The sequence below is a fragment of the Pelagibacterium halotolerans B2 genome (assembly GCF_000230555.1).
In the GTDB taxonomy this organism is placed as follows: Bacteria; Pseudomonadota; Alphaproteobacteria; order Rhizobiales; family Devosiaceae; genus Pelagibacterium; species Pelagibacterium halotolerans.
This window is the reverse complement of the sequence record NC_016078.1, coordinates 2841925-2865000: the sequence shown is the minus strand read 5'-3', so window position 1 is coordinate 2865000 and position 23076 is coordinate 2841925. Positions and strand designations below refer to the sequence as shown.

At 59.5% G+C, this 23076-nt stretch carries 21 protein-coding genes, 1 tRNA gene and 2 rRNA genes (1 of these 24 only partly in view); 11 read left to right on the top strand and 13 right to left on the bottom strand.

Annotated features, from left to right (window positions below):
* Both KKY_RS14005 and rrf read left to right on the top strand, forming a co-directional pair.
* Positions 1-2616: ribosomal RNA gene (locus KKY_RS14005) — 23S ribosomal RNA — on the top strand; it begins 114 nt to the left of the window's first position.
* Between the two features lie 80 nt (positions 2617-2696).
* Positions 2697-2812: ribosomal RNA gene (gene rrf / locus KKY_RS14000) — 5S ribosomal RNA — on the top strand.
* A 324-nt stretch (positions 2813-3136) separates the two neighbouring features.
* On the opposite strand, the gene KKY_RS13995 is transcribed toward rrf, so the two are convergent.
* Positions 3137-4336, bottom strand: a complete 1200-nt coding sequence (locus tag KKY_RS13995; protein ID WP_041528792.1) for an MFS transporter — start codon at positions 4334-4336, stop codon at positions 3137-3139.
* Positions 4337-4460: 124 nt separating this feature from the next.
* Here KKY_RS13995 and KKY_RS13990 point away from each other — a divergent pair, with 124 nt between their 5' ends.
* The 3 genes from KKY_RS13990 (at position 4461) to KKY_RS13980 (ending at position 7033) form a co-directional block, all read left to right on the top strand.
* Positions 4461-5081, top strand: coding sequence for a flavin reductase family protein (locus tag KKY_RS13990; RefSeq protein WP_014132024.1), 621 nt, complete (start codon positions 4461-4463; stop codon positions 5079-5081).
* A 111-nt stretch (positions 5082-5192) separates the two neighbouring features.
* On the top strand, positions 5193-6089 hold the full coding sequence (locus tag KKY_RS13985) for an alpha/beta hydrolase (protein ID WP_158308081.1): 897 nt from the start codon (positions 5193-5195) through the stop codon (positions 6087-6089).
* A 104-nt stretch (positions 6090-6193) separates the two neighbouring features.
* Positions 6194-7033: an alpha/beta hydrolase gene (locus tag KKY_RS13980; RefSeq protein WP_014132021.1), complete on the top strand. Its 840-nt coding sequence runs from the start codon at positions 6194-6196 to the stop codon at positions 7031-7033.
* On the opposite strand, the gene KKY_RS13975 is transcribed toward KKY_RS13980, so the two are convergent.
* From KKY_RS13975 to KKY_RS20560, 10 genes are all read right to left on the bottom strand, one after another.
* A complete protein-coding gene (locus KKY_RS13975; RefSeq protein WP_014132020.1) occupies positions 7030-8196 on the bottom strand; it encodes a pyridoxal phosphate-dependent aminotransferase in 1167 nt (388 codons plus the stop codon). The two genes, KKY_RS13980 and KKY_RS13975, sit on opposite strands and share 4 nt — an antisense overlap.
* Positions 8197-8210: 14 nt before the next feature.
* The gene (locus KKY_RS13970) at positions 8211-9011 is read right to left on the bottom strand and encodes an ABC transporter permease subunit (protein WP_014132019.1); all 801 of its coding nucleotides are present in this window, start codon (positions 9009-9011) and stop codon (positions 8211-8213) included.
* A complete protein-coding gene (locus KKY_RS13965) occupies positions 9008-9904 on the bottom strand; it encodes an ABC transporter permease subunit (protein WP_202945665.1) in 897 nt (298 codons plus the stop codon). Before KKY_RS13965 ends, KKY_RS13970 begins: the two co-directional genes overlap by 4 nt.
* Positions 9905-9960: 56 nt before the next feature.
* Positions 9961-11103, bottom strand: coding sequence for an ABC transporter ATP-binding protein (locus KKY_RS13960; RefSeq protein WP_014132017.1), 1143 nt, complete (start codon positions 11101-11103; stop codon positions 9961-9963).
* Between the two features lie 76 nt (positions 11104-11179).
* On the bottom strand, positions 11180-12271 hold the full coding sequence (locus KKY_RS13955) for a polyamine ABC transporter substrate-binding protein (protein ID WP_014132016.1): 1092 nt from the start codon (positions 12269-12271) through the stop codon (positions 11180-11182).
* A 409-nt stretch (positions 12272-12680) separates the two neighbouring features.
* On the bottom strand, positions 12681-13166 hold the full coding sequence (gene bfr, locus KKY_RS13950) for a bacterioferritin (protein ID WP_014132015.1): 486 nt from the start codon (positions 13164-13166) through the stop codon (positions 12681-12683).
* A gap of 384 nt (positions 13167-13550) precedes the next feature.
* Positions 13551-13772: a hypothetical protein gene (locus KKY_RS13940; RefSeq protein WP_014132013.1), complete on the bottom strand. Its 222-nt coding sequence runs from the start codon at positions 13770-13772 to the stop codon at positions 13551-13553.
* Positions 13773-13802: 30 nt separating this feature from the next.
* Positions 13803-14297, bottom strand: coding sequence for a lysozyme inhibitor LprI family protein (locus tag KKY_RS13935; RefSeq protein ID WP_014132012.1), 495 nt, complete (start codon positions 14295-14297; stop codon positions 13803-13805).
* Positions 14298-14341: 44 nt separating this feature from the next.
* Positions 14342-15016 (bottom strand): DUF599 domain-containing protein, encoded by a 675-nt coding sequence (locus tag KKY_RS13930; protein WP_014132011.1) that lies wholly within the window; start codon positions 15014-15016, stop codon positions 14342-14344.
* Positions 15017-15319: 303 nt separating this feature from the next.
* Positions 15320-15493, bottom strand: a complete 174-nt coding sequence (locus KKY_RS20560; protein ID WP_014132009.1) for a hypothetical protein — start codon at positions 15491-15493, stop codon at positions 15320-15322.
* A 100-nt stretch (positions 15494-15593) separates the two neighbouring features.
* Here KKY_RS20560 and KKY_RS19705 point away from each other — a divergent pair, with 100 nt between their 5' ends.
* The gene (locus KKY_RS19705; protein WP_083824112.1) at positions 15594-16313 is read left to right on the top strand and encodes a helix-turn-helix transcriptional regulator; all 720 of its coding nucleotides are present in this window, start codon (positions 15594-15596) and stop codon (positions 16311-16313) included.
* 78 nt (positions 16314-16391) lie between these two features.
* Complete coding sequence (locus tag KKY_RS13920; protein ID WP_014132007.1) at positions 16392-16979, top strand: helix-turn-helix transcriptional regulator; 588 nt, start codon at positions 16392-16394, stop codon at positions 16977-16979.
* Positions 16980-17033: 54 nt separating this feature from the next.
* On the opposite strand, the gene KKY_RS19700 is transcribed toward KKY_RS13920, so the two are convergent.
* Together KKY_RS19700 and KKY_RS13910 are read right to left on the bottom strand one after the other, a co-directional pair.
* Complete coding sequence (locus KKY_RS19700; protein WP_014132006.1) at positions 17034-17642, bottom strand: TetR/AcrR family transcriptional regulator; 609 nt, start codon at positions 17640-17642, stop codon at positions 17034-17036.
* Between the two features lie 90 nt (positions 17643-17732).
* Positions 17733-18770 carry an aldo/keto reductase gene (locus KKY_RS13910; RefSeq protein ID WP_014132005.1) on the bottom strand — a complete coding sequence of 346 codons (1038 nt, stop codon included), beginning with the start codon at positions 18768-18770 and terminating at the stop codon, positions 17733-17735.
* 237 nt (positions 18771-19007) lie between these two features.
* Here KKY_RS13910 and KKY_RS13905 point away from each other — a divergent pair.
* The 4 genes from KKY_RS13905 to KKY_RS13890 all read left to right on the top strand — a co-directional run bounded on the left by KKY_RS13905 (position 19008) and on the right by KKY_RS13890 (position 23034).
* A tRNA-Met gene (locus KKY_RS13905) sits at positions 19008-19084 on the top strand.
* Between the two features lie 397 nt (positions 19085-19481).
* Complete coding sequence (locus KKY_RS13900) at positions 19482-20441, top strand: ArdC family protein (protein ID WP_014132004.1); 960 nt, start codon at positions 19482-19484, stop codon at positions 20439-20441.
* On the top strand, positions 20438-20779 hold the full coding sequence (locus KKY_RS13895) for a hypothetical protein (RefSeq protein ID WP_014132003.1): 342 nt from the start codon (positions 20438-20440) through the stop codon (positions 20777-20779). Before KKY_RS13900 ends, KKY_RS13895 begins: the two co-directional genes overlap by 4 nt.
* Before the next feature lie 122 nt (positions 20780-20901).
* Positions 20902-23034 carry a ParB/RepB/Spo0J family partition protein gene (locus KKY_RS13890; RefSeq protein WP_014132002.1) on the top strand — a complete coding sequence of 711 codons (2133 nt, stop codon included), beginning with the start codon at positions 20902-20904 and terminating at the stop codon, positions 23032-23034.
* The last annotated feature ends 42 nt before the right edge of the window (positions 23035-23076 follow it).

Below are 23076 nucleotides of genomic sequence, written 5' to 3'. Positions count from 1 at the left end.
CCGAATGGGGAAACCCGGTCTTCGGACCATCCCGCAAGGGAAGCGAACGCGGGGAACTGAAACATCTCAGTACCCGTAGGAAAGGACATCAATTGAGACTCCGGTAGTAGTGGCGAGCGAACCCGGACCAGGCCAGTGGCAGTTAGGTAAGAACAGGAAGAAGCTGGAAAGCTTCGCCTTAGTGGGTGATAGCCCCGTACTGGTAGAAATCCTAATTGTCCTCGAGTAAGGCGGAACACGTGAAATTCTGTCTGAACATGGGGGGACCACCCTCCAAGCCTAAGTACTCGTGTGCGACCGATAGTGAACAAGTACCGTGAGGGAAAGGTGAAAAGCACCCCGACGAGGGGAGTGAAACAGTTCCTGAAACTGGATGCCTACAAACAGTCAGAGCCCAAGGTTTGTCCTGGGTGATGGCGTACCTTTTGTATAATGGGTCAGCGACTTAGTCTGTCGTGCAAGCTTAAGCCGTTAGGTGTAGGCGTAGGGAAACCGAGTCTGAATAGGGCGTTAAGTACGACGGATTAGACCCGAAACCGAGTGATCTAGCCATGAGCAGGTTGAAGGTGCGGTAACACGCACTGGAGGACCGAACCCACGTCTGTTGAAAAAGACGGGGATGACTTGTGGTTAGGGGTGAAAGGCCAATCAAACTCGGAAATAGCTGGTTCTCCGCGAAATCTATTTAGGTAGAGCGTCAGACGAATACCCTGGGGGGTAGAGCACTGGATGGGCTAGGGGTCCTCACCGGATTACCAAACCTAACCAAACTCCGAATACCCAGGAGTACTATCTGGCAGACACACGGCGGGTGCTAAGGTCCGTCGTGGAAAGGGAAACAGCCCTGACCTACAGCTAAGGTCCCCAAGTCATGGTTAAGTGGGAAAGCATGTGGGAATGCTTAGACAACCAGGAGGTTGGCTTAGAAGCAGCCATCCTTTAAAGATAGCGTAACAGCTCACTGGTCAAGCGTTCCTGCGGCGAAAATGTAACGGGGCTCAAACCATGCACCGAAGCTTAGGGTGTGCAGTTTACTGCACGCGGTAGCGGAGCGTTCCGTAGGCCTGCGAAGGGATACCCGTGAGGGGTCCTGGAGGTATCGGAAGTGCGAATGCTGACATGAGTAGCGACAAAGAGTGTGAGAGACACTCTCGCCGAAAGTCCAAGGGTTCCTGCGCAATGTTAATCAGCGCAGGGTTAGCCGGCTCCTAAGGCGAGGCCGAAAGGCGTAGTCGATGGGAATCACGTTAATATTCGTGAGCCTGCTGGGAAGTGACGGATTGCCAGAGTTGTGTGTCCTTATCGGATTGGACATGCAGTGAGGCGGTTCCAGGAAATAGCCCCAGCTTATAGACCGTACCCCAAACCGACACAGGTGGACAGGTAGAGTATACCAAGGCGCTTGAGAGAACGATGCTGAAGGAACTCGGCAAATTGCATGCGTAACTTCGGGATAAGCATGACCCGTCTTTGGGCAACCATTGGCGGGTGGCACAACCCAGGGGGTGGCGACTGTTTATTAAAAACACAGGGCTCTGCGAAGCCGCAAGGCGACGTATAGGGTCTGACGCCTGCCCGGTGCCGGAAGGTTAAAAGGAGAGGTGCAAGCCTTGAATTGAAGCCCCGGTAAACGGCGGCCGTAACTATAACGGTCCTAAGGTAGCGAAATTCCTTGTCGGGTAAGTTCCGACCTGCACGAATGGCGTAACGACTTCCCCACTGTCTCCAGCATCGACTCAGCGAAATTGAACTCCCCGTGAAGATGCGGGGTTCCTGCGGTCAGACGGAAAGACCCCGTGCACCTTTACTATAGCTTCACGCTGGCATTCGTGTCGGCATGTGCAGAATAGGTGGTAGGCTTTGAAGCAGGGACGCCAGTCCTTGTGGAGCCGCAATGTGAGATACCACCCTTATCGTCATGGATGTCTAACCGCGGTATAACAGTACCCGGGACAGCGTGTGGTGGGTAGTTTGACTGGGGCGGTCGCCTCCCAAAGAGTAACGGAGGCGCGCGATGGTGGGCTCAGACCGGTCGGAAATCGGTCGTTGAGTGCAATGGCATAAGCCTGCCTGACTGCGAGACTGACAAGTCGAGCAGAGACGAAAGTCGGTCATAGTGATCCGGTGGTCCCGCGTGGAAGGGCCATCGCTCAACGGATAAAAGGTACGCCGGGGATAACAGGCTGATGATGCCCAAGAGTCCTTATCGACGGCATCGTTTGGCACCTCGATGTCGGCTCATCACATCCTGGGGCTGGAGCAGGTCCCAAGGGTACGGCTGTTCGCCGTTTAAAGTGGTACGTGAGCTGGGTTTAGAACGTCGTGAGACAGTTCGGTCCCTATCTGCCGTGGGTGTTGGAATATTGAGAGGAGCTGTCCCTAGTACGAGAGGACCGGGATGGACGAACCTCTGGTGGACCTGTTGTGGCGCCAGCCGCAGTGCAGGGTAGCTAAGTTCGGACGGGATAACTGCTGAAAGCATCTAAGCAGGAAGCCTCCCTCAAAACCAGTATTCCCTATCAGAGCCGTGGAAGACCACCACGTTGATAGGCTGGGTGTGGAAGCGCAGCAATGTGTGAAGCTTACCAGTACTAATAGCTCGATCGGCTTGATCGTTCTCATTTACCTATAATCGCAGCACCCAAAGTGTTGCCAATCAGAAAATAAAGACCAGTTTCCCCAGCGAGTTTTATCGATCTGGTGGCTATGGCGAAGTGCCCAGAACCCGATCCCATTCCGAACTCGACCGTTAAACACTTCAGCGCCAATGGTACTGTGTCTTAAGGCACGGGAGAGTAGGTCGCCGCCAGATCTATAAAACCCGCTGGAAATCCTTCTCAATACACCACAACAAAAAGCCCCCGCGTGCGTAAAGCACCGGGGGCTTTTTGCATTCCTGAGCACAACAACAACAGGCCGCATACCCCCGGCACAGGCACCCGCTCAGCCATGCCGGGCCAGCCCTCATGGCCTGGCTCGCCAACCCAGGCCACCGGCACAATCAGAGCCAATGGGGCGGCGCAAAATCCGTCCCACCAGGCCCGCAGACCCCCAAGCAACCAATCGGCCCCACCTGAAATCAAAACCAAAGGCCAACCAGCCGATCGGGCATCAGCGCCATCGAGCCGGAAACCCATCAAACCGTCCGCTCGGAAAAGCGGTCGGCCAGAAAAAATAACAGCGCAACCAAAACCGAAAAAAACGTCATCAAAAGCCACAGCACCAAACCCCCAAACCAATAGAGCAGACTTCCCCCCACCAGCGGGGCGAGCGCAAAGCCGAAGACGCTGAAGGAAAACGCGCCGAAATAGCTGCCCTTCATCTCGGGTATGGCGAGGCGATCGATAATGATGTTCATGGTCGGAAACAGGATCGCTTCGCCCAGGCTCAGGATGAACATGGCGACCAAGAGGGCAAAAGGCGGTTCAACCGGGGTCAGGCCGAAGCCGAGAAAGCCGGCGGCGAACAGGGTTACGCCGATCATGGCCCGCAGGAACGGCGAAATTCCGGCCGTCAGCTTGAGCAAGGGAAATTGAAACACCACGATGGTGGCAGCGTTGGTGCCGATCAGGAAGGCATAGAGTGTAGCGATATCGACGACGGATTGCTGTTGAAGATATTGAACAAGGCCCGCATCGATCTGACCGTAGGCTATCGAGCAGATCAGGCCGGCGAAAACGAACAACATGAAGGCGTTGTCGCGCCGGAGCACCCTTACCACATCGCCGAGCGAGAAGTTGGCGGCCATTGTGGATCCTTGCAAGGGGCGTTCTATGTTGAACACGATCGCCGCTGCGGCAAGGTAGAGGCCATAGACCGCGCCGAGCAGAAGAAACGTGGCTTGCTGGCCGGTCAGGCCGGCGGCAGCGCCAAGCATGGGGCCGGTAGCAGCGCCGACGTTGAGCGCGAAATAGCGCACATGGAGCGCCATGTCCTTGACGTCGCGGTCTTGGACCATATCGGTCATCAAAGCTCTGCCGGGGTCTTCGACCATCGGGCGTGCAAGGGCTTGAAGCAGCGTGCCGGCAAACAGCATGAGAAGGCTGTCGGCCGTTCCCAGAACGATCATGGAGATGATCGAGAGCACCAAGCCGGCAATCATGATCTTTCGGCGGCCAAGCTTGTCGGAAAGATAGCCGACATAGAAGCCGAAAACGACACCCGCAGCCGTCGCAAGCGCCAGGAATATGCCGACCTCGAACTCGTTCAGTCCGAATTTGCGGTGCAGGAGAATGGCCAGAAAGGGCCAGATCATGAACAGCACGAACCGGCCCGCGAATGTCGAGAGGATCACAAGCCATATGGTGAGATTGAACTGACGAACTGCGGTGAGCATGCGAAGGTTCCGATACATCCTGCGAATCGCGCCTGCGGCGCGGGAGTGGCAAGGTAGTGCTGTTGGCAATGGCGGAAAACCTGATTATTCCCGCTCCCGAACACCATGACCCAGAGGACACTCAATGGCCCGCTATCATTCCTACGACCCCGCCAAAGGACATGGACTGCCCCATGATCCGATCAAGGCAATCATAGCGCCACGACCGATCGGCTGGGTGTCGTCAATCGGTGGTGACGGCCGGGCCAATCTCGCCCCCTACAGCTTTTTCAATATTTTCTGTTCGGCGCCGCCCATTCTGATTTTTGGCAGCGAGGGCCGCAAGGACTCGGTCAGCAATATCGAGGAGACCGGAGAGTTCGTCTACAATCTGGCGACCCGGCGGCAGGCCGAAGCGATGAATGTCAGTTCGGGCGCCTTCGAGCGAAATATCGACGAATTCGAGGAGGCCGGGCTTGAAAAACTCACCTCCGATCTGGTGGCTCCCCCTCGGGTCGGGGGTGCTCCGGCGACGTTCGAGTGCAAGCTGCTTGAGATCAAGCCGCTCGTCGATCTCGAGGGAAATCGTCTGGCGCGCGAACTTGTGATCGGACAGGTGGTTCGGGTCCATATCGACGCTGACTACCTCATCGACGGACGGTTCGATATTGAAAAAGCAGGAACAATTGCCCGCTGTGGTTATCGTGGCGACTATGTGGAAGTGACTTCGATCTTTGAGATGCTGCGTCCGACGGTCTCACGCTAATGGTTCTTTAAGTCCTGTGGCCGAGCGTGCACTATCCTGTCCAAAATTGGTCGTGATCGTGCGGCAGGACAGGGCGTTCGATACCAGTTTCCTCAAATTTTCATGGCTGCAATGGACATTTCGCGTCGCCATTTTCTGGGCTCAGCCGGAGCGTTCACGCTTGCAGGCGGGCTGTTTCCGGGTTCGGCGCAGGCTGTATCCCTAATGGATCCGTTCAACCTGCCGACGGCGGTTGATGGTGGGGTCATGAAGATGGGTGACGGCATTGCCTATGCCGGCGGACCACGCGGCAAACTCGACGTCTATGTGCAGCAGAACCCCAAAGGGAACGCGCCGGTCCTGATGTTTGTTTATGGCGGAGGCTGGAGCCGGGGCGAGCGCTGGGAATATGACTTTGTGGGTCGCGCTTTCGCCTCACGCGGATTTGTCACTGTGATCGCCGATTATCGGCTGGTGCCGGAAGTCACCTATCCCGCCTTTCTCTACGATATTGCAGTTGCGGCCAAATGGGTCGAGGACAACATCGCGACCTTTGGCGGCAATGCCGACAAACTGTTTCTCGCGGGACACTCAGCGGGCGCCTACAACGCGGTGATGCTGGGGCTCGATCCAACCTTTCTGCGTGAGGCGGGGTCGACCCTCAAGGTGCGCGGCATCGCCGGTCTGGCCGGACCCTATGATTTTTATCCCTTTGAATTCGACGAAGTGCGAGCAGCCTTCGGCTATGCACCCAACCCTGAAGGCACCCAGCCGGTCCGCCTCGTGACGCCATCGGCACCGCCCATGTTCCTGGCGGCGGGTAATCTCGATCTTATCGTCAAGACCGACAACACGACGGCCCTTGCCGCAAAACTTCGTGAGAACAATGTGCCGGTCGATGAGCGTTATTATGACGGGATCGGGCATATGGAGATCGTTACGGCTCTTGGCGCGATGCTGCGCTGGCGGGCGCCCGTGCTCGACGATGTGGTGAACTTTTTCTCCAGTCTTGGCGCACTCGACGCCTAGGGCCGTCAGATGGCCGTGAGAACGCGTGAAACCATGCGGTTGGTTCACACGTATCAAGGGGCATGGATCGTAAAACGCGTGCCCTTTTCTGGGCGGGAGCACTCATGGTTGGGGCAGTTTCGGGGTTTTTCGGAATCGCCAACGCCTTTTCTCCTGTTGGCATCTTCAATGCGCTGGTTCCCAAGGATGGTGGTGTTGCGATCGAGCGCAATGTGGCGTTCGGCGCTCACCCGAGGCAGAAGCTCGATATCTATCGGCCCGCCGGTGACGAAACCGGGCTTCCGGTCATCTATTTCAGCTATGGCGGCGGCTGGGAATCCGGTGACAAGGCAGAATATGGCTTTGTCGGCCGCGCCCTTGCCGCTCGTGGGTATGTGACTGTCATTGCCGACTACCGGCTGGTTCCCGAGGTCGTGTTCCCAGACTTCGTTGCCGATAACGGGTTGGCCGTTCAATGGGTCGCCGACACCATCGGGAATTATGGCGGCGATCCGGGCCGAATGGTTCTCATGGGGCATTCGGCGGGAGCCTACAACGTCATGATGCTGGCGCTCGATCCGCAATTTGGGGTCGATATGTCAAATATCAGAGCCGTGGTGGGGCTGTCGGGGCCGTACGATTTCTACCCTTTCGACGTGTCCCAGTCCCGGAATGCGTTCGGCAACTTTCCGCGGCCCGAGCAGACCCAGCCGGTCAATCTGGTCTCCGGCGAAATGCCGCCGGTTTTTCTGGGCCATGGCGACAAGGACGAAACGGTATTTCTGCGCAATTCGGTGGCTCTGGCGGAAACGATGACCAATGCGGGTGTCGATGTTTCGCTCAGGATCTATGAGGGCGGCAATCACGCCGATACGCTGGGGTCGCTGGCCATGCCGCTGCGCTGGCGCTACCCGGTACTCGACGACGTGCTGGCGTTTATTGAGGCCAACCCCACTTCGGTCTAGCGTCCGAGAAAACGCTCGAGACGCTCAAGGCCAATGGCGATCTTTTCGGGCTTTGCGGCAAAGCACCAGCGCAGCCAGCCCGCTCCTTCGGGCCCGAAGGCGCTTCCCGGCGCCAGCCCCAGCCCGTGGTCGGCAACAAGGGCTTTGGCCGTTGCCATATCATCAGGCTCACCAGTAATACGGAAGAAGGCGTACATGGCGCCCTGGGCGTCGGGAATTTCGATGCGGTCCATGCGCGTGAGGCCATCGAGCAGGGCGCTACGAGATGCCCTGAGGCCCGATCGCAGCGCGGCAACGGTTTCCTCGCCCCTTGGATCGGTCAGCGCCGCCAGCCCGCCCTTCTGAACGAAGGATGGGGCGCAGGAGGTATTGTATTCGATGACCTTTGGAACGTCGGGCATCAGCGCCAGGGGTAGGGTCAGCCAACCCAATCGCCAACCGGTCATGCGCCAGGATTTGGAAAAGGAATTGACGCGGATGATGCGGTCTTCGGGTTCGGCGTGCCTGAGCATCGAGGGCGCGGCGTCATTGCCGTCAAAGATCAGGCGCTCGTAAACCTCATCGGACAAGACCCATATGCCGTGCCTGCGGCAGTGCTCGAGGATGGTTTTCTGGGTCTCCTGGTCGAGGGTAAACCCGGTGGGGTTGTTGGGTGCGTTTACGATCACCATGCGGGTGTCCGCAGTGAGCGTGGCGAGCAACCGGTCAAGGTCCAGCGACCACTTTCCGTCTGTCACGTTCAAGGGGAAACGAACGATGTTGGCTCCCAGGAGCCGCGGCGCTTCGGTGATGTTGGGCCAGATCGGTGTGATGACGACCACCTTGTCTCCCGGCGAGACGATGAGCTGGTTTGCGATCATCAAGGCCGAGACACCGGAGCCGGTGATGGCGATCCGTTCGGGACTGGAGTTTATGCCCTGGAGCTTGTTTTCGTAGCTGGCTACGGCCTCGCGCAATTGGGGTAAGCCGAGATTGTGGACATAGAAGGTCTCGCCATCGGCCAGTGCCTTTTGTGCTGCCTCGCGGATAAAGGCCGGCGTTACTTCATCACCTTCACCGAACCAGAAGGCGGCAATGTCGGCTCGGCCCATGCCGGCATTGGCGATGTCGCGGATACGCGAGGATGAAAGGGCCGAGACCTGGGGCCGGGCAGTGGCAGACATAAGAGGACCTTCGCTCAGGCGTTGGGTTGGCGGCGGGCACCGATGATGGTGGCCGCGACAACGCCGATGGCAACGATTGCGATGATGATGGTGGCGAGGGCATTGACGTCGGGCGAGACGCCGAGGCGGATTTTCGAGAAAATCACCATGGGCAGGGTGGACGACCCTGGCCCCGAAACAAAGCTGGCGATCACCAGATCGTCCAGCGACAGCGTGAAGGCCAAAAGCCACCCCGAAATCAGCGCGGGGGCGATGATGGGCAGGGTGATGTCGAAGAAAACCCGCAAGGGTGTTGCGCCCAGATCCATTGCCGCTTCATCCAGAGAGCGGTCCATATCCACGAGGCGCGAGCGTACGACCACCGTGACATAGGCCATGCAGAAGGTTGAATGGGCTATGGTGATCGTCGTAAAGCCGCGACCGCCCGGCCAGCCGATCAATGCTTCCATGGAAACGAACAGCAGCAGGGCCGACAGGCCCGTTATGACTTCGGGCATGACGAGCGGCGCCGAGACCATGCCGGTCAATGCCGTCTTGCCGCGGAACTTGCCGAGCCGGGTCAGGGCGATGCCGGCCAGCGTGCCCAGGACCGTCGCGATCGTGGCACTGACGGCGGCGATTTGCAGGCTCAGGAGCCCGGCAGCGACGACCTGGGAATCGCCGAACAGCGATGCGTACCAGCGCAGGGAAAAGCCCGTCCACACCGTGACCAGCCGGCTCTCGTTGAACGAAAAAACCACGAGGGATACGATCGGCGCGTAGAGAAACACAAAGCCGATGATGGCCATAATGGTGGTGAAATAGCCGCGCTTCATGCGTCTTTCTCCACGACGGCATTTTGCGCCCTGCTCAAGAGCATGATCGGGACGACGAGGATCACCAGCATGACGATGGCGACGGCCGAGGCCACGGGCCAGTCGCGATTGGCGAAGAATTCGTCCCAGAGGACGCGGCCGATCATCAGCGTATCGGCGCCGCCGAGCAGCGAAGGAATGACGAATTCGCCGATGGCGGGAATAAAGACCAACATCGAGCCGGCAATAACTCCGGGCATCGAAAGCGGCAGCGTTACAGTCAGGAATGTCATGAAGGGACGGGCGCCCAGATCAGCGGAGGCCTCGATCAGGCTCTGGTCGAGTTTGACGAGCGCGGTATAGACCGGGAGGATCATGAAGGGCAGATAGGTATAAACGATGCCCACAAAGACAGCGCCTTCGGTCTGGAGCATGGTGATCGGCTCATCGATGATGCCGAGCCCGATCAGCGCGTTGTTGATGATGCCGTTGCGACCCAGAAATCCCATCCAGGCATAGACCCGCAAAAGGAACGACGTCCAGAAGGGCAGGATGACCATCATGAGCAGCAGGTTGCGGTATTTGTCGTCGGATCGTGCGATGAACCAGGCCATGGGATAGGCGATGACCAGTGCGATGGCCGTCGAGATTGCGGCAATGCGAACCGAATTGATGTACGCGTTCGCGTAGAGCGCGTCCTGCAGGATGAACAGGAAATTCGAAAAATGCAGGGTGATCGAGAGCGATTGATCGGCGGCCCAGATGAACATGGGCAGGTAGGGTGGCTGGCCCAGCGCAAAGGCGCTCAGCGCGATCTTGAAGACCACAAGCAGCGGGATCAGGAAGAATATCGCAAGCCACAGGGTCGGGCCCAGGATCACAGCGCTGCGTCCGGAAATGCCCAGGCGGCGCAGGCCGTTGGTGATGAATGTCCAGGCCTTGCGCCGGGGGAGGTTCAATCCGCCCGTGCTCATGAGGTCAGCACCGCGCCGGCATCAGGCTCCCAGGAAATATAGACCTTTTCATCCCAACTGATGGATTCGGGGTCATAGCGCGAGACATTGGTCTGGGAGACGTGGATGCGCTTGCCGCTGTCGAGCACGATGCGGAAGACGCTCATATCGCCGAGATAGGCCACGTCTTCAACCAGCCCGTGGGTTATGTTGGCATCGCCATCGGGGCGTTCGCGCGACAGCACCATCTTTTCGGGGCGGATGGCATACCAGAGGGTCTGTTCGGGGGCGCAATCGACGCCGTGGGAGACGTAGATGTCGCAGCCGGCCCCGGCGGTGGCGTCGATGCGGATGTGGTCGTCCTCGTCCTCGGTGACGACGCCCTCGAACATGTTGACCGAACCGACAAAGCCGGCAACGAAACGGGAATTGGGAAATTCGTAGATTTCCTGGGGCTCGCCGATCTGGGCGATCTTGCCGTCGTTCATCACTCCGATGCGAGTCGAAAGCGTCATGGCTTCTTCCTGATCGTGGGTCACAACGATGAAGGTAACGCCCAGGCTTTCCTGGATCTTGACCAGTTCATACTGGGTTTCCTCGCGCAGCTTCTTGTCGAGCGCGCCGAGGGGTTCATCGAGCAGGAGCAGTTTTGGGCGCTTGGCGAGCGAGCGGGCCAGGGCAACGCGCTGGCGCTGGCCGCCGGAGAGCTGGTGCGGCTTGCGCCTGGCGAAGGGTTCGAGCCGGGTAAGCTTTAAAAGCTCGGCGACCCGATCGGAAATGTCGGGCCGTGCCATGCCTTCGCGCTTCAGGCCGTAGGCAATGTTGTTTTCCACACTCATATGCGGAAACAGGGCATAGGACTGGAACATCATGTTGATCGGGCGGTGATAGGGCGGCACCTCGGCCATGTCCTGGCCGTCGATCTCGATCGTGCCCGTGGTGATCGACTCGAACCCGGCCAGCATGCGCAAGAGCGTCGACTTCCCCGACCCCGATCCCCCGAGCAGGCAGAACAGCTCGCCCTTGTAGATGTCGAGCGAGACGTCGTCGACGGCATAGACGTCGCCAAACGTCTTGGTGACATTGCGGATGCGAACGAATGGCTTGGCGGCCGCGTCACGCCAGGGGCGCGCATCGGCGGCGATCTGAGGCTTTTTCAACAGAGGATTCCCCACCCCCGAACAAGAAGAATTGGCAGGGCACCATAATGCGCCCCGCCATGCAACACTTCGTCGGCTAGACGCCGGTCTTGAGGCGGGTCCAGGCGCGGGTCAGGAGCCGATCGTATTCCGGCGAACGGGCCTTGAGCGGGAACAGATTGGCCATGACCTCTTCGGTCGGGTAGATCGCCGGGTCCCCCAGAACTTCGGGGTCGACGAATTCATCGGCCGCCGCGTTGGGATTGGCGTACCAGACGTAGTTGGTGATGTCGGCAGCGATCTGGGGTTCGAGGATGAAGTTGATGAAGGCATGGGCCGCTTCGGCGTTCGGTGCGTCGGCGGGGATGGCCATCATATCGAACCAGAGCGAGGCGCCTTCCTCGGGGATAACATAAGCAATTTCAACGCCCTGTCCGGCCTCTGCGGCACGGTCTGCGGCGATGAAGACGTCACCGGAATAGCCCACGGCCAGACAGATTTCGCCATTGGCGAGATCGGAGATGTACTGGGAGGAATTGAACATCCGGATGTGGGGACGGATCGAGGCGATCAATTGCTCGGCCGCTTCGAGGTCTTCGGGGGTTTCGGAGTTGGGATCGAGGCCAAGATAATTGAGCGCGGCGGCGACCATTTCGACCGGGGCATCGAGGACCGAGATGCCGCAATCGGCAAGCTGGGCGGCGATTTCGGGGTCAAAGAGCAGGTCCCAGCTTTGAAGCGGTCCGTCTTCGCCAAGCCGCTCGGTGATGGCGCCGACATTATAGCCGATGCCGGTGGTGCCCCACATGTAGGGGACCGAATACTGGGCGCCGGGATCGTGGGCCTCGACGATGGCCATGATGGCGGGATCGAGGTTTTCGATGTTGGGGATCTTGGACTTGTCGAGCGTCTGGAACAGGCCGATGGGGATCTGGCGCTCGAGGAAAAAGCCTGAGGGAACAACGACATCGTAGCCCGAAGAACCGGCGAGAAGCCGGGCTTCGACGATCTCGTTGGAGTCGAAGACGTCGTAATTGGTGGCGATGGAGGTTTCGGCAGTGAACTTTTCGAGCGTGTCTTCGGCGATGTAGTCGGACCAGTTGTAGATATTGACTGTCTGGGCCTGCGCGGCGGTTGCGGTGGCCAGCAGGGAGGCGGTAAGGCTGAGGAAAATCAATGGCTTGTGCATAGTGACGGAGGTCCCTTTCGAAAAGAAAAAGAGATGGTGACAATGTCGTGCGACTGCTCCGGAGTTACCTCTTGGCGGCGTCAACCACACGGCACTCCCTTCGCCGCTTCACCAATCGGATACGAGGATCAAACCCCGCGCGCGGACCCGACCGCTAGGCATAAAAAGGTCAATTTCCGCATTACAGGCAAGCGCGATCCCTGAAAAGCGAAATTATGAGCAATGGACGTCTCAGGCACCAAAATCTTTCCATGCATGCATCGTGGGGTCAACAATGGGCGCAAAAGCTATGGACTTGAGCGTTCGGTGCCACAAGATTGCGAAACATTGACACCTTAATGACGGTGCATGAAAAAGCCCCCGCACCGGGAGCGATGCGGGGGTGTAAAAATGCCAATCGATTTGTCGCCTATTCGGCTTCGTTGGCCGGCTTGGCGTTGAGCTGTCCGTATTTTTCCACGCCGATCTTGTCGAGCAGATCGAGCTCGGTTTCCAAGAAGTCGGTGTGACCTTCCTCGTCGGTCAGCAGCTCTTCGAACAGGCGCTGGGTGACGTAGTCGCCGAGGTCGTTACACAGCTTGCGGCTTTCGCGGTAGGACGCGATGGCGTCGAGCTCGCCGGCCAGATCGGCTTCGAGCACTTCCTTGATGTTCTGGCCGATGCGCAGGGGCGCGACGCGCTGAAGATTGGGATGACCCTCAAGGAAGATGATGCGGTCGATGAGCTTATCGGCGTGATGCATCTCTTCGATGGATTCGGCGCGCTCCTTTTCGGCGAGACGCTTGAAACCCCAATCGCTGAGCAGACGGTAGTGAACCCAATACTGGTTGATGGCCCCCAGTTCGAGAAAGAGCGCTTCGTTAAGCCGCTCGATGATCTTTGCGTCGCCTTTCACTTTCACCTCCTTGGCGCGTGGACTTGCGCAGGGTTTTCATCCTGGACCTAACGTCTACCAGATTGGCGGCGTTCCCGGCCAGTTTGAGGTGATAAGTTTCGGTGACCTTGCCGATAATGTCCACAATGTTCGGAACGCAGCCGCAACATTGTCCACGCTTGCCCAGCTCACGATAGATGTGGGCGGGCACCACGAGCTGCCAGGGGTCGTCATCGAGAATGTCGACGACGATGTCCTCGATGTCGGTTGTCGATATCAGATTGCACTGGCAAACAAGCATGGCGAACGTAATGTGAGGGGTACACTCAGGTTTGACACCCTATACATACGGTCTCAAAGATGATTGTCAACGTCAGCTTTGGTCGCAGGGGTGCGAAATCGCTTTCACTTCTCGGTGTCGTCGGGTGTCCCGGGCGCGTCGGGCTTGTCCCTGTTCCAGGCGATAAAGAAGATATAGACGGCGTAAGCGCCCAAGCCGCCAAAGATCAGCGCCCAGCCGAAATTGCCGTGATAGATGTCGACCGCGGCGATGATCGCGGGGATGGCGACCATGAGCACGCGGCGCCACAGGGGACGAAACCAGGGATGGTCGGCGTCATTGTTCATATCGGACTCCCAGGATATGTGGATCGGCCGTCAGCCCTCGGGGTTGAGGTAGCGCCAGAGCGTTTCTGCGCGCCGGGCGGTTTCCTCGAGCATGCAGCTTGCGTGCGCGATGGAGCGCATGGAGCCGTCGCCCCAAAAATCATACTCAAAGCCGCAGCTCTGGTCGCGATAGGCAATCCAGGTCCTTTGCGCGTCCTGGAGCGTTGCGAACAGATCGGCGTCGAGCGTTTCCCCCAGGGTGGTGTAGCTGGCGTTGAGCTGGCTGTCCCACCAATCGGTTTCGCGCGCCGTGCATTCGACCATGCCGACGGTCGAATAGCCGCCCTCCTCGGTGTCCATGCACACATTCGATGCCGCGCCGATGCAATCGGTCTGCCGATGCACCGCCTCGGGGCTTTCAGCCTCGGCGAGGTCTGCCAGACAGACCGTCATCAGGTCAGCATCGGCGGTGGTAAACGTCACCGTGTCCTGCGCGGTGGCGGGCAGGGCGATGAACATAGAGACGGCAATGGCCAGTGCCTTCATGGGATTGTCCTTTCGGTTCGTTATCCGCGGATCGCGTACAGACCCTAGTGCGGTGTGATGCGGGCCACGAGCCAGCGGGCATTGGAGAAATATTCGCGGTGGAGCAACAGTCCGATCGTGCCGACGGTGACGATGATGGCGAGCCAGCTCGAGAGGAACCAGGCGACCATGGGAATTGCGAAATAATAGGACCTTATGCCGGAATTGAAACGCTGGGCGGCCATTGCATTGATGCGGGCGATGGTCCGGATTTCTTCGGGCGGGGCGGGCGCGGTGTGATCGAGGGCCCCGAGCAGGATGCAGAAATGGTTGAACTGGCGCAGGGACAGGGTGAAGGCGAGAAACGCATAAACGAACAGGAACAGCAGGACGACATTGTGCATCTGCAGATCCACCTCGGTATAGGCCGGACCGAAGGTTATCGAGGAAAGGGCGGGCAGAAATTCGTGCAACTGGCCGATGACGGTAAAGAGCGCCAGGATCAGCAGGGCCGTCGTCGAGGCGAAGAACGAGACCGAACTCATGATATTGCCCGACAGGATCGCATCGAGCGGCGTTTCGCGGCGCGACGCCTGGGTGACCCAGTTGAAGCGCTGCTCGTTCATCAATGCCGAAAGCGAGGGCCGGCTGCGGTCGAGCAGGCGCGAGGCGAGACCATAGAAATAGAGCGCCAGAAGGGGAAGCACGGACGCAAAAAGCGCAAAGCCGTTTATCTGCACCAAATCATCACTCCCATGCCTTTTGGCCAGACGATAACCGCTGTTCCGCGCCGTGGCGACAGCAAAAAGCGTCATTCAAGGCAGCGAAACGCCGGGCAAAATCAATGTGGGCGGGGCCATGACGGCAAATGGCTTGTGCAATCCGTGCCGTTTTTCCGGTGAATAGCTCCGAGATGACGGCGGCGAGGATCGATCAAGGACAGCAAGTGCATCCAGAGGCGTTATTATATAATCAACTTTGATTAAATAGCGCGATAGTGGTATTGAACGACTGGGCGCCTCCTAAACCTGTCGTCCGATTACTTAAGGATGCTGGTTGGGGATCTGAAGTGCCCGCTTGGCTATCTCTTTTCGCAGGGTTTCAACCCACTTTGAATTGGCGGTAATTGAACTGCGCGAAAGCGCAACGTAAGCCTTGATGAGATCGTCATCGCTCATGTTCTCGGGTGAATAGCGATCGTCTATGTTATCGTTCATGGGGCCGGACGAGTTTTTCTGAAGTTGTGCCATTGACGATGCGTGTATGAGCCTGACTTAATTTCAGACCGGCAGAAGCCATGGTCTTAAGGGGGAGTCGGTGACCGAACGTATTGAAAGAATCTTGAACTTCCTGGAGCGATGTCCCAAGTACACCGATTTCGCGGGCTTATTATATGACTTTGAGGCGCTCGTCGAATCCCTGGGTATTACGCATTTTATTCTTTTCGAGATTCCCTGGAGCGGGCCTCTTGGCAATGAGTTTATTGTAGCAACCAATTGGTCCAAAGAATGGCGGGAAAGGTATCTTGCGCGATCGTATTTTTCTGTCGATCCTGTCGTAAGGGCCGCCATGGCTTGTGCCGCGCCTTTTTCCTGGTCGGAGGCGTTCGACCGGTTCGGCACGTGCCCCGGGGGGCGTGAGATCATCGAGGATGCCGCCAGGTTCGGCCTGGTGGATGGTGTCGGCTTTCCGCTCTTGTCCACCGGCTCACGCAGAGCGGCTGCTTCGCTGGCTTCTGACAAACCCCTCGATATGGAAGTTGTCACGGCTGCGGTGCTGCAGGGGATTCTGCCCGTCGTATTCCAGCACTTGCGGGCGTTGAATGGCGTCTCATCGTCTCCCAACCCGCGGCTCTCGAAACGCGAGAAGCAGGTCCTGGCCTGGCTTGCTGCGGGAAAATCCGCCTGGGAAGTGGCCCAGATTCTTACCATCAGCGAACCGACGGTTCGCTTTCATGTCCAAGCGATCAAGAAGAAATTCAAGACAAGCACGCTTGCGCATTCGGTTGCCGCGGCGATCCATGCGCATCAGTTGTGAATACTATCAGTTCTGATAGGTGCGCTCCTTCCTCAATTGGGCTTGTCTGATGTGGCAAGTACGTAAGAGGGGCATCGCATGCAGTACGATCTTGAAGAGGGCCGCGGTCAATCGAACTGGAACGATCTTTCGGCCGGTCCGGCCACAGCACATGAAAAAATGCAGGTTGGGCTCACCGATGCGTTTCGCGCACCCGGAGCCGAAAATCGGAAGGATGACGCAGCCAAAGCATCACGCGCGGCCTGTCGTTCGCACTACCAGTGGCAGGACCTTGCCGCTCTCGCGCCCCTGACCGAGACGCAATCCTTGATCGCCATGATGCTGGGCGCTGGAAATGAGCCGGGCGAAATTGCGCGGAAATTGTGTGTTACGCCGGGCACCGTGCGGCGCCACATTTCCGTACTGAAGCGCCATTGGGGCGTAAAGTCAGTGCCGGCCCTCATATCCCGTCTGGCTCGGGCACAATTGATGTATGAACGCAGTCGCGCCCTATACCTGTTTGACGAGGTTCTGCCGGTCTTGACCGGCGCCCGAATAGAGGCCCCGTTTCTTCACGAAGGAGAGTGGTGTGGCCTGGCCGTACGTCTGGCGTCGGGCTCAATCAAAAAGCTCTGGCTGATGTCGGATGAGAATGAGGAGCGTGCCGGATGGCTGCGCATAGATTAATGCCTGCGCAGAGATTGGCTGCGCGATCGCCGCATCCCGGAAACCTTGTCGCCCTCATGGGGCACTGGCCGTCAGTTTTTGAACGAACACCTCGCGCAGCAACGCGCAGCTTGCCGAGAACTGGCCGGCGCTGAACAAGGATTTTTGCAGCACAAGGCTGACCAAAAGGGTGAGGATGGCGGCGATGTCGTTGGTGTCGACCGGTCCGATCAGGCCCTCGGCCCTGAGGCCGGCGCAGAACCGTTCGATGAAGCGGAGGTCCTTTTCCTCCTCATGGGCCATGCGCTCGGGCGGCGTCTTGCGGAGCAGGGCGGCGAAATCATCGGGGACCGCGACGATGGCGACCAGGGGATCGGAATTGAGCTTTTCGATGAGCAGATCGAAGAACCGTCCGGCGCGCTCGGCGACCGGCCCGTCGCACCGGGCAAAGAAGGCGAGGATATCGGCCTTGTGCATCTGGTCGCGCTGATCGGCGAGGGCCAGAAACAGCGCTTCCTTGTGCTCGAAGAATTTGTAGAACGTGCCCTTGGCGACCCCGACATCCCTGCAGACGTCATCCACCCGCAAGCCGCGCAGCCCGTATTGGGTGAAATGAGCAAGACCGGACGCGAGAAGCTGGGAGCGGATCAGCTCATTGTCGGCAGCGGTGAAATGACGGGGCATGATGAACCGCTATGACGCATTTCGTCATTCGGTCATAGCATGGGCATGCGAAAGCGGCAAGGCGAGGGCCCAGCCGCTGTCGGGAACAGGTCAGGCGAAGGTGCGCGGGTAGAGCCGGTGCAACTCCTCGATGCCCTCGATCACTTCGGGGGCGAGCACGAGATCGTGGGCGGCGATATCGGATTTGAGCTGTTCGATCGCGGTGGCGCCGATGATGACCGAGCCCATGAAGGGTCGCGTCAGGCACCAGGCAATCGCCATCTGGCAGACATCGAGGCCGTGCTGTTGGGCCAGGGTCATATAGGCTTTGGTGGCGGTTTCCGACTGCGGGTTGAGCCGCCACATGGTGCCCAGCGCGCCGCGGGTGCCGGCGGGCATGGCGCCATCATTGTATTTGCCCGAGAGCAGGCCCGCCGCCAGAGGCGAATAGGCGAGCAGGTCGACATCTTCAAAGGCGCAGACCTCGGCCAGATCGTAATCGAAATGGCGGCGCAGGAGATTGTATTCGTTCTGGATGGTCGCCATGCGCGGCAGGCCATGGGTTTCGGCGAGCTTTATGTATTCGGACACGCCCCAGCTCGTTTCGTTGGAGAGGCCGATGGCGCGGATCTTGCCGGCCTCGATCTGCGCGTTTAGCGCTTGGAGGATTTCGAGCAGGTTGTCGCGGATGGAATCTCGGTCCTGGCCGTAGGGGTCGAAGGTCCAGGATCTGGAGAAATTATAGTGGTTCCGGTTGGGCCAGTGGAGCTGGTAGAGGTCGATGTAATCGGTCTTGAGACGCTTGAGGCTGGCCTCGAGGGCAACAACGATTTCCTTGCCGTCCATGGGGCGTCCGCCGCGAATCCAGTCATTGCCCGGGCCGGTGATCTTGCTGGCGAGCACCCAATCGGACCTTCGGCCGTTGGCGGCGAACCAGTTGCCGATGATGGTTTCGGTCGACCCCTGGGTTTGGGCGCGGCCGGGGGTGGAATAGAGCTCGGCGGTGTCGAGGAAATTGATGCCCTGTTCGAGCGCATAATCCATCTGGGCGTGGCCTTCGGCCTGGGTGTTCTGTTCGCCCCAGGTCATTGTGCCCAGACAGATGCGACTCACGGAAATGCCGGTGCGGCCGAGCGTGCGCTGTTGCATGAGGGAAATCCAAAGTGCTTGAAACTGCGGAAAACGGAAAGGGCAGAGCCTCTGACCCATGTGTAGCCGGGCATTGGCGAAAGCGCAATCGCGGGAACGGGATGGCCTTGTGCGGGGCGTGTCAAAAAAATGTCGTGTAAGCGATCGCGGGGGGTATGCAAACGCAATTTGCACCCCTATATAGGCGGCGTCCAAGCGGTTCGCCCGGCGCACCGCAAACATAACGGACATCATTGACGCGGGGTGGAGCAGCCCGGTAGCTCGTCAGGCTCATAACCTGAAGGTCGCAGGTTCAAATCCTGCCCCCGCAACCATTCTAAGTCCTTGAAATTTAAGGGCTTTCTAGGACGCCCAAACCTCCCAAAATTCAGCGACAAATTCCCACTGGAAGCATACTGGAAGCGCTGGGACGAAGGTTTCCCGGCCCGCTTGCCGTTTAGGGTGCGACAATCTGACTCGCTTCGGCGGGGGCGCTGGCTCTTCCCAGACATAAGCCTAGGTCCCGATTGGGAGTATGATGCTCTCGGTGGTCGCCCCCTTATGTTGCCTGCCTGGATTTGCCCCCTTGCTGTCATGCACATGAACATGTCTGTTGGCATGGCAGGGAGATACCTCGACGCACAGCCAAGAGTGAGAGTGTGGACGGGGATGTCCGTGACGGGTTGAGGATCGGGAGAGAGGCTCCCGAGGCCCGTCGCGGAGATCATCCCGATGGCCAGCACTCGCGAACGCCGCGCCGGAAATGACCGGGCGAACCTTTACGACGAAATCACCGACAAGATCATAGCCGAGCTGGAGGCTGGTCACTTGCCCTGGGTCCAACCCTGGGGCACCGCCAACGCAAAGGCTTCGCTCGCCATGCCGAGAAACGCCGCCACCCGGCGGCAATATTCCGGCATCAATATCCTCATCCTCTGGGGCGCCGTCGTAGAACATGGCTTTCCCACGCAGCACTGGCTGACCTTCCGGCAGGCGCTCTCGCTTGGCGGTCATGTGCGCCGGGGCGAGCGGGGCACCACAGTCGTCTATGCGGACAGGTTCCTTCCTGAGGACGAAAAGGCGCGTGGGCACGAAACCGGCGAGGACGCCCAGGCGATCCCATTCCTCAAAAGGTTCACGGTCTTCAACATGGACCAATGCGAGGGCTTGCCCGAGGAGATCGCAGCCGAGGCGCCGCCCTCGCCGGAGGAACTTATCGAACCAAGGGTCGAGGCCCTCATTCGCTCGACCGGGGTCGATTTCCGCATAGGTGGCAACAGGGCGTTCTACGTCCCAGCGCTGGACTATGTGCAGGTGCCGCCGCCGCAAGCCTATCACGAACCGATCAACTGGCACCGTACTACCCTGCACGAGCTGGGCCACGCCACCGGCCATCGTTCGCGCCTCAACCGCGACCTCGCCGGCAGCTTCGGCTCGAAGAAGTACGCCTTCGAGGAACTGGTGGCCGAGATCAACGCGGCCTTCTGCTGCGCCTCGCTCGGCATCACACCCACGGTACGCCATGCCGACTATATCGGCTCCTGGTTGGACGTGCTGCGCGACGACAACCGCGCGATCGTTCGCGCGGCTTCACAGGCGAGCAAGGCGGCCGACTGGATTCTGTCCTTCCTGCCGGAGAGCGACGGCAGCGGCGACCGCCCTGCCCATGAGAGCAACAGGAGGGCCGCATGATGACGCACGCCCAGTTGCATGCTGCACTCGATCGCATGGAAGCCAGTCTTGCCGAAACGCGCAGCAACCTGATCCGCGTCGAACACGCGCTCCGCAATCGTGCTGAAGCCGAGACGATCCGCCGGAGGCCGAAGGCTCGCTACTACCATCGCAGAATGAGTCGTTGGACCGGGGCGGACGAGGCCGAATACCGGCGCATCCTCGGGCGCCTGCTGGAGACGTCCGGGCCGGAGTTGAACCGGCTCCGCGGCAGGATCGCACGGCAGGACGCTGCCATCGAAGCGCTGCGCTCGAAATACCGCATCAACGCCGAGCGACCACACCGCCCGGCCTGGTGACGATCTCGGGCCTTTCGCTCTCCCGCGGCGCGGGGAAGGGAGAGGGAGAGAGGGGTCGGTTTTTTGTGACGGGTTGGAGGTCGCGAGAGAGTCTTGCGGCCGCCCGTCGTGGAGAAACCGACATGGCAAAGTCGCCCAAGAAAATCGTCTTCTCACGCTCGCGCGACATTCCCTTCGACAAGCTGGTGATCAGCGAGGCCAACGTCCGCCAGATCCGGCCCGAAACCGGGCTGGACGAGTTGACCCAGGACATCGACCGCCGCGAGGACCTGATCCAAGGTCTCAATGTCCGCGCCCTTGTCGACGAAAACGGCGAGGAAACCGGATTTTTCGAAGTGCCCGCCGGTGGCCGCCGCTATCGGGCTATCGCGCGTCTGGTCAAGGCCAAGCGCTTCCCCAAGGACGGCCTGGTGCCGTGCGTCGTGCGCAAGTCCGACACCAAGATCCTCAAGGAAGACGATTCCCTGGCCGAGAACGTTCAGCGCGCTGGGCTGCATCCGCTCGATCAGTTTCGCGCGTTCAAGAGCATGGTTGACCAAAAGATGTCGCGGGCCGAGGTCGCATCCGCCTATTTCACAACCGAACGGTTCGTCGAACAGCGGTTGCGCCTCACGAGCGTTTCTCCCAAGCTGCTCGACGTCTATGCAGATGGGGGAATGACGCTCGAGCTGCTTGAGGCGTTCACCGTCAACCCCGACCACGACCGCCAGGAGCAGGTTTGGGACGCTATCCAGCATACCTATCGTCAGCCCTGGCAGATTCGGCAAATGCTGACCGAAGCCGCGGTTCCCTCTTCCGACAAGAGAGCCATTTTCGTCGGCACCCAAGCCTATGAGCAGGCCGGCGGTGGTGTACTGCGCGATCTTTTTTCAGAACAGGTTGGCTTCTGGCTCGAAGATCCGGCGCTGCTCGACAGGTTAACCACCGAAAAGCTCAAAGCCGTCGCCGACGAGATCGCAGCCGAGGGCTGGAAGTGGATCGCCGTCGACGTCAACCTTCCCTACGGCTACAGCAACGGGTTGCGTGCCCTCGCGCGTGCGTCGGTCGATCTCACTGAGGACGAACGTGCCGAGCGGGAAAGCCTGCGCGACGAGTACGCGAAGATCGAGGCCGAATACGAGGACGTTGAGGAGTACCCCGACGAGATCGACCAACGCCTTGGCGAGATCGAGACGGCGCTCGAAGCGTTCGAGAACCGCCCGGTTATCTTCGAGCCGCTGGACATTTCCCTTGCCGGAGTTTTTGTCGGCCTCGACCGCGATGGCGAGCTGATCGTCGATCGCGGGTATGTGCGCCCCGAGGACGAAGCGCCGGTTAAAGCCGACGCCGAGGAACCCGGCACCGATATCGGCGATGACGAGGGGAACGGTGACGCGACCCACGCAGTCATCACCATCGGGGGCGATCCCGCCCAGCCCGAGGATGAGGATGATGAAGGCGAGGCGGTCAAGCCCTTGCCCGAGCGCCTCGTGATGGAGCTGACCGCCCACCGCACCCTCGCGCTGCGCGATGCCCTGGCGGCCAATCCCGAGGTCGCCGTCACCGCGCTCCTCCATAAGCTCGTGCGGGACACCTTCAGCCAGGTCAGGGCCGAGGGTGTGGTGATCGAGGCCAACGTCCACCGCGTACATTTCCGTGAGCAGGGCAAGGATCTTCCCGATGCCCCCTATGCCCAGGCGCTCACGGAACGCCACGAGAACTGGAAGGCGGATATCCCGTCCGACGACGACGAGCTCTGGGGTTGGATCGAAGGGCTCGACAATGCCAGCCGTCACGCGCTGCTCGCCCATTGCGTCTCCTTCGGGGTCAACGCGCTTTACGAGCGGCCGAACCAGTTCGGTGCAAGCGGCATCAGCCAGCGCGGCCTCGACCGGCGTATGGCCGAAGCTGAACGCCTCGCCCATGTCACAGGGCTCGACATGGTGGAGGCTGGATTCCGGCCCACCGTCGAAAACTACCTGGGACGGGTGACAAAGCGGCATATCCTCGAGGCGGTCCGCGAGGGCGTCGGCGACCAGGCCGCGCAGCTCATCGACCATCTCAAGAAGCCGGATATGGCGCGCGAGGCCGAACGCCTGCTCGCTGACAGCGGCTGGCTGCCCGAACCGCTCCGTGGCCTCGCGGTGGAATCCGACGCCCCCGAGGAAGCCGACGTCGATGCGCTGCCCGACTATCTTTCCGGCGGCGACGAACCCGACGCAGACGCCTCGGCGGATTTCGAGAACGAGGCAACCCCTCCGGTCGCGGCCGAATAGACCCTGTTGGGGCGGCGTCCGCCGCCCCTCATTTCCCTTTCC

Coding starts and splice junctions, on each gene's coding strand:
- KKY_RS13920 (WP_014132007.1), top strand. CDS start 16,392: ATGCAGTACGATCTTGAAGAGGGCCGCGGTCAATCGAACTGGAACGAT.
- KKY_RS13900 (WP_014132004.1), top strand. CDS start 19,482: ATGGCCAGCACTCGCGAACGCCGCGCCGGAAATGACCGGGCGAACCTT.
- KKY_RS13895 (WP_014132003.1), top strand. CDS start 20,438: ATGATGACGCACGCCCAGTTGCATGCTGCACTCGATCGCATGGAAGCC.
- KKY_RS19700 (WP_014132006.1), bottom strand. CDS start 17,642: ATGCCCCGTCATTTCACCGCTGCCGACAATGAGCTGATCCGCTCCCAG.
- KKY_RS13985 (WP_158308081.1), top strand. CDS start 5,193: ATGGACATTTCGCGTCGCCATTTTCTGGGCTCAGCCGGAGCGTTCACG.
- KKY_RS13940 (WP_014132013.1), bottom strand. CDS start 13,772: ATGAACAATGACGCCGACCATCCCTGGTTTCGTCCCCTGTGGCGCCGC.
- KKY_RS13975 (WP_014132020.1), bottom strand. CDS start 8,196: ATGTCTGCCACTGCCCGGCCCCAGGTCTCGGCCCTTTCATCCTCGCGT.
- KKY_RS13995 (WP_041528792.1), bottom strand. CDS start 4,336: ATGCTCACCGCAGTTCGTCAGTTCAATCTCACCATATGGCTTGTGATC.
- KKY_RS13955 (WP_014132016.1), bottom strand. CDS start 12,271: ATGCACAAGCCATTGATTTTCCTCAGCCTTACCGCCTCCCTGCTGGCC.
- KKY_RS13935 (WP_014132012.1), bottom strand. CDS start 14,297: ATGAAGGCACTGGCCATTGCCGTCTCTATGTTCATCGCCCTGCCCGCC.
- KKY_RS13910 (WP_014132005.1), bottom strand. CDS start 18,770: ATGCAACAGCGCACGCTCGGCCGCACCGGCATTTCCGTGAGTCGCATC.
- KKY_RS20560 (WP_014132009.1), bottom strand. CDS start 15,493: ATGAACGATAACATAGACGATCGCTATTCACCCGAGAACATGAGCGAT.
- KKY_RS13890 (WP_014132002.1), top strand. CDS start 20,902: ATGGCAAAGTCGCCCAAGAAAATCGTCTTCTCACGCTCGCGCGACATT.
- KKY_RS13980 (WP_014132021.1), top strand. CDS start 6,194: ATGGTTGGGGCAGTTTCGGGGTTTTTCGGAATCGCCAACGCCTTTTCT.
- KKY_RS13990 (WP_014132024.1), top strand. CDS start 4,461: ATGGCCCGCTATCATTCCTACGACCCCGCCAAAGGACATGGACTGCCC.
- KKY_RS13970 (WP_014132019.1), bottom strand. CDS start 9,011: ATGAAGCGCGGCTATTTCACCACCATTATGGCCATCATCGGCTTTGTG.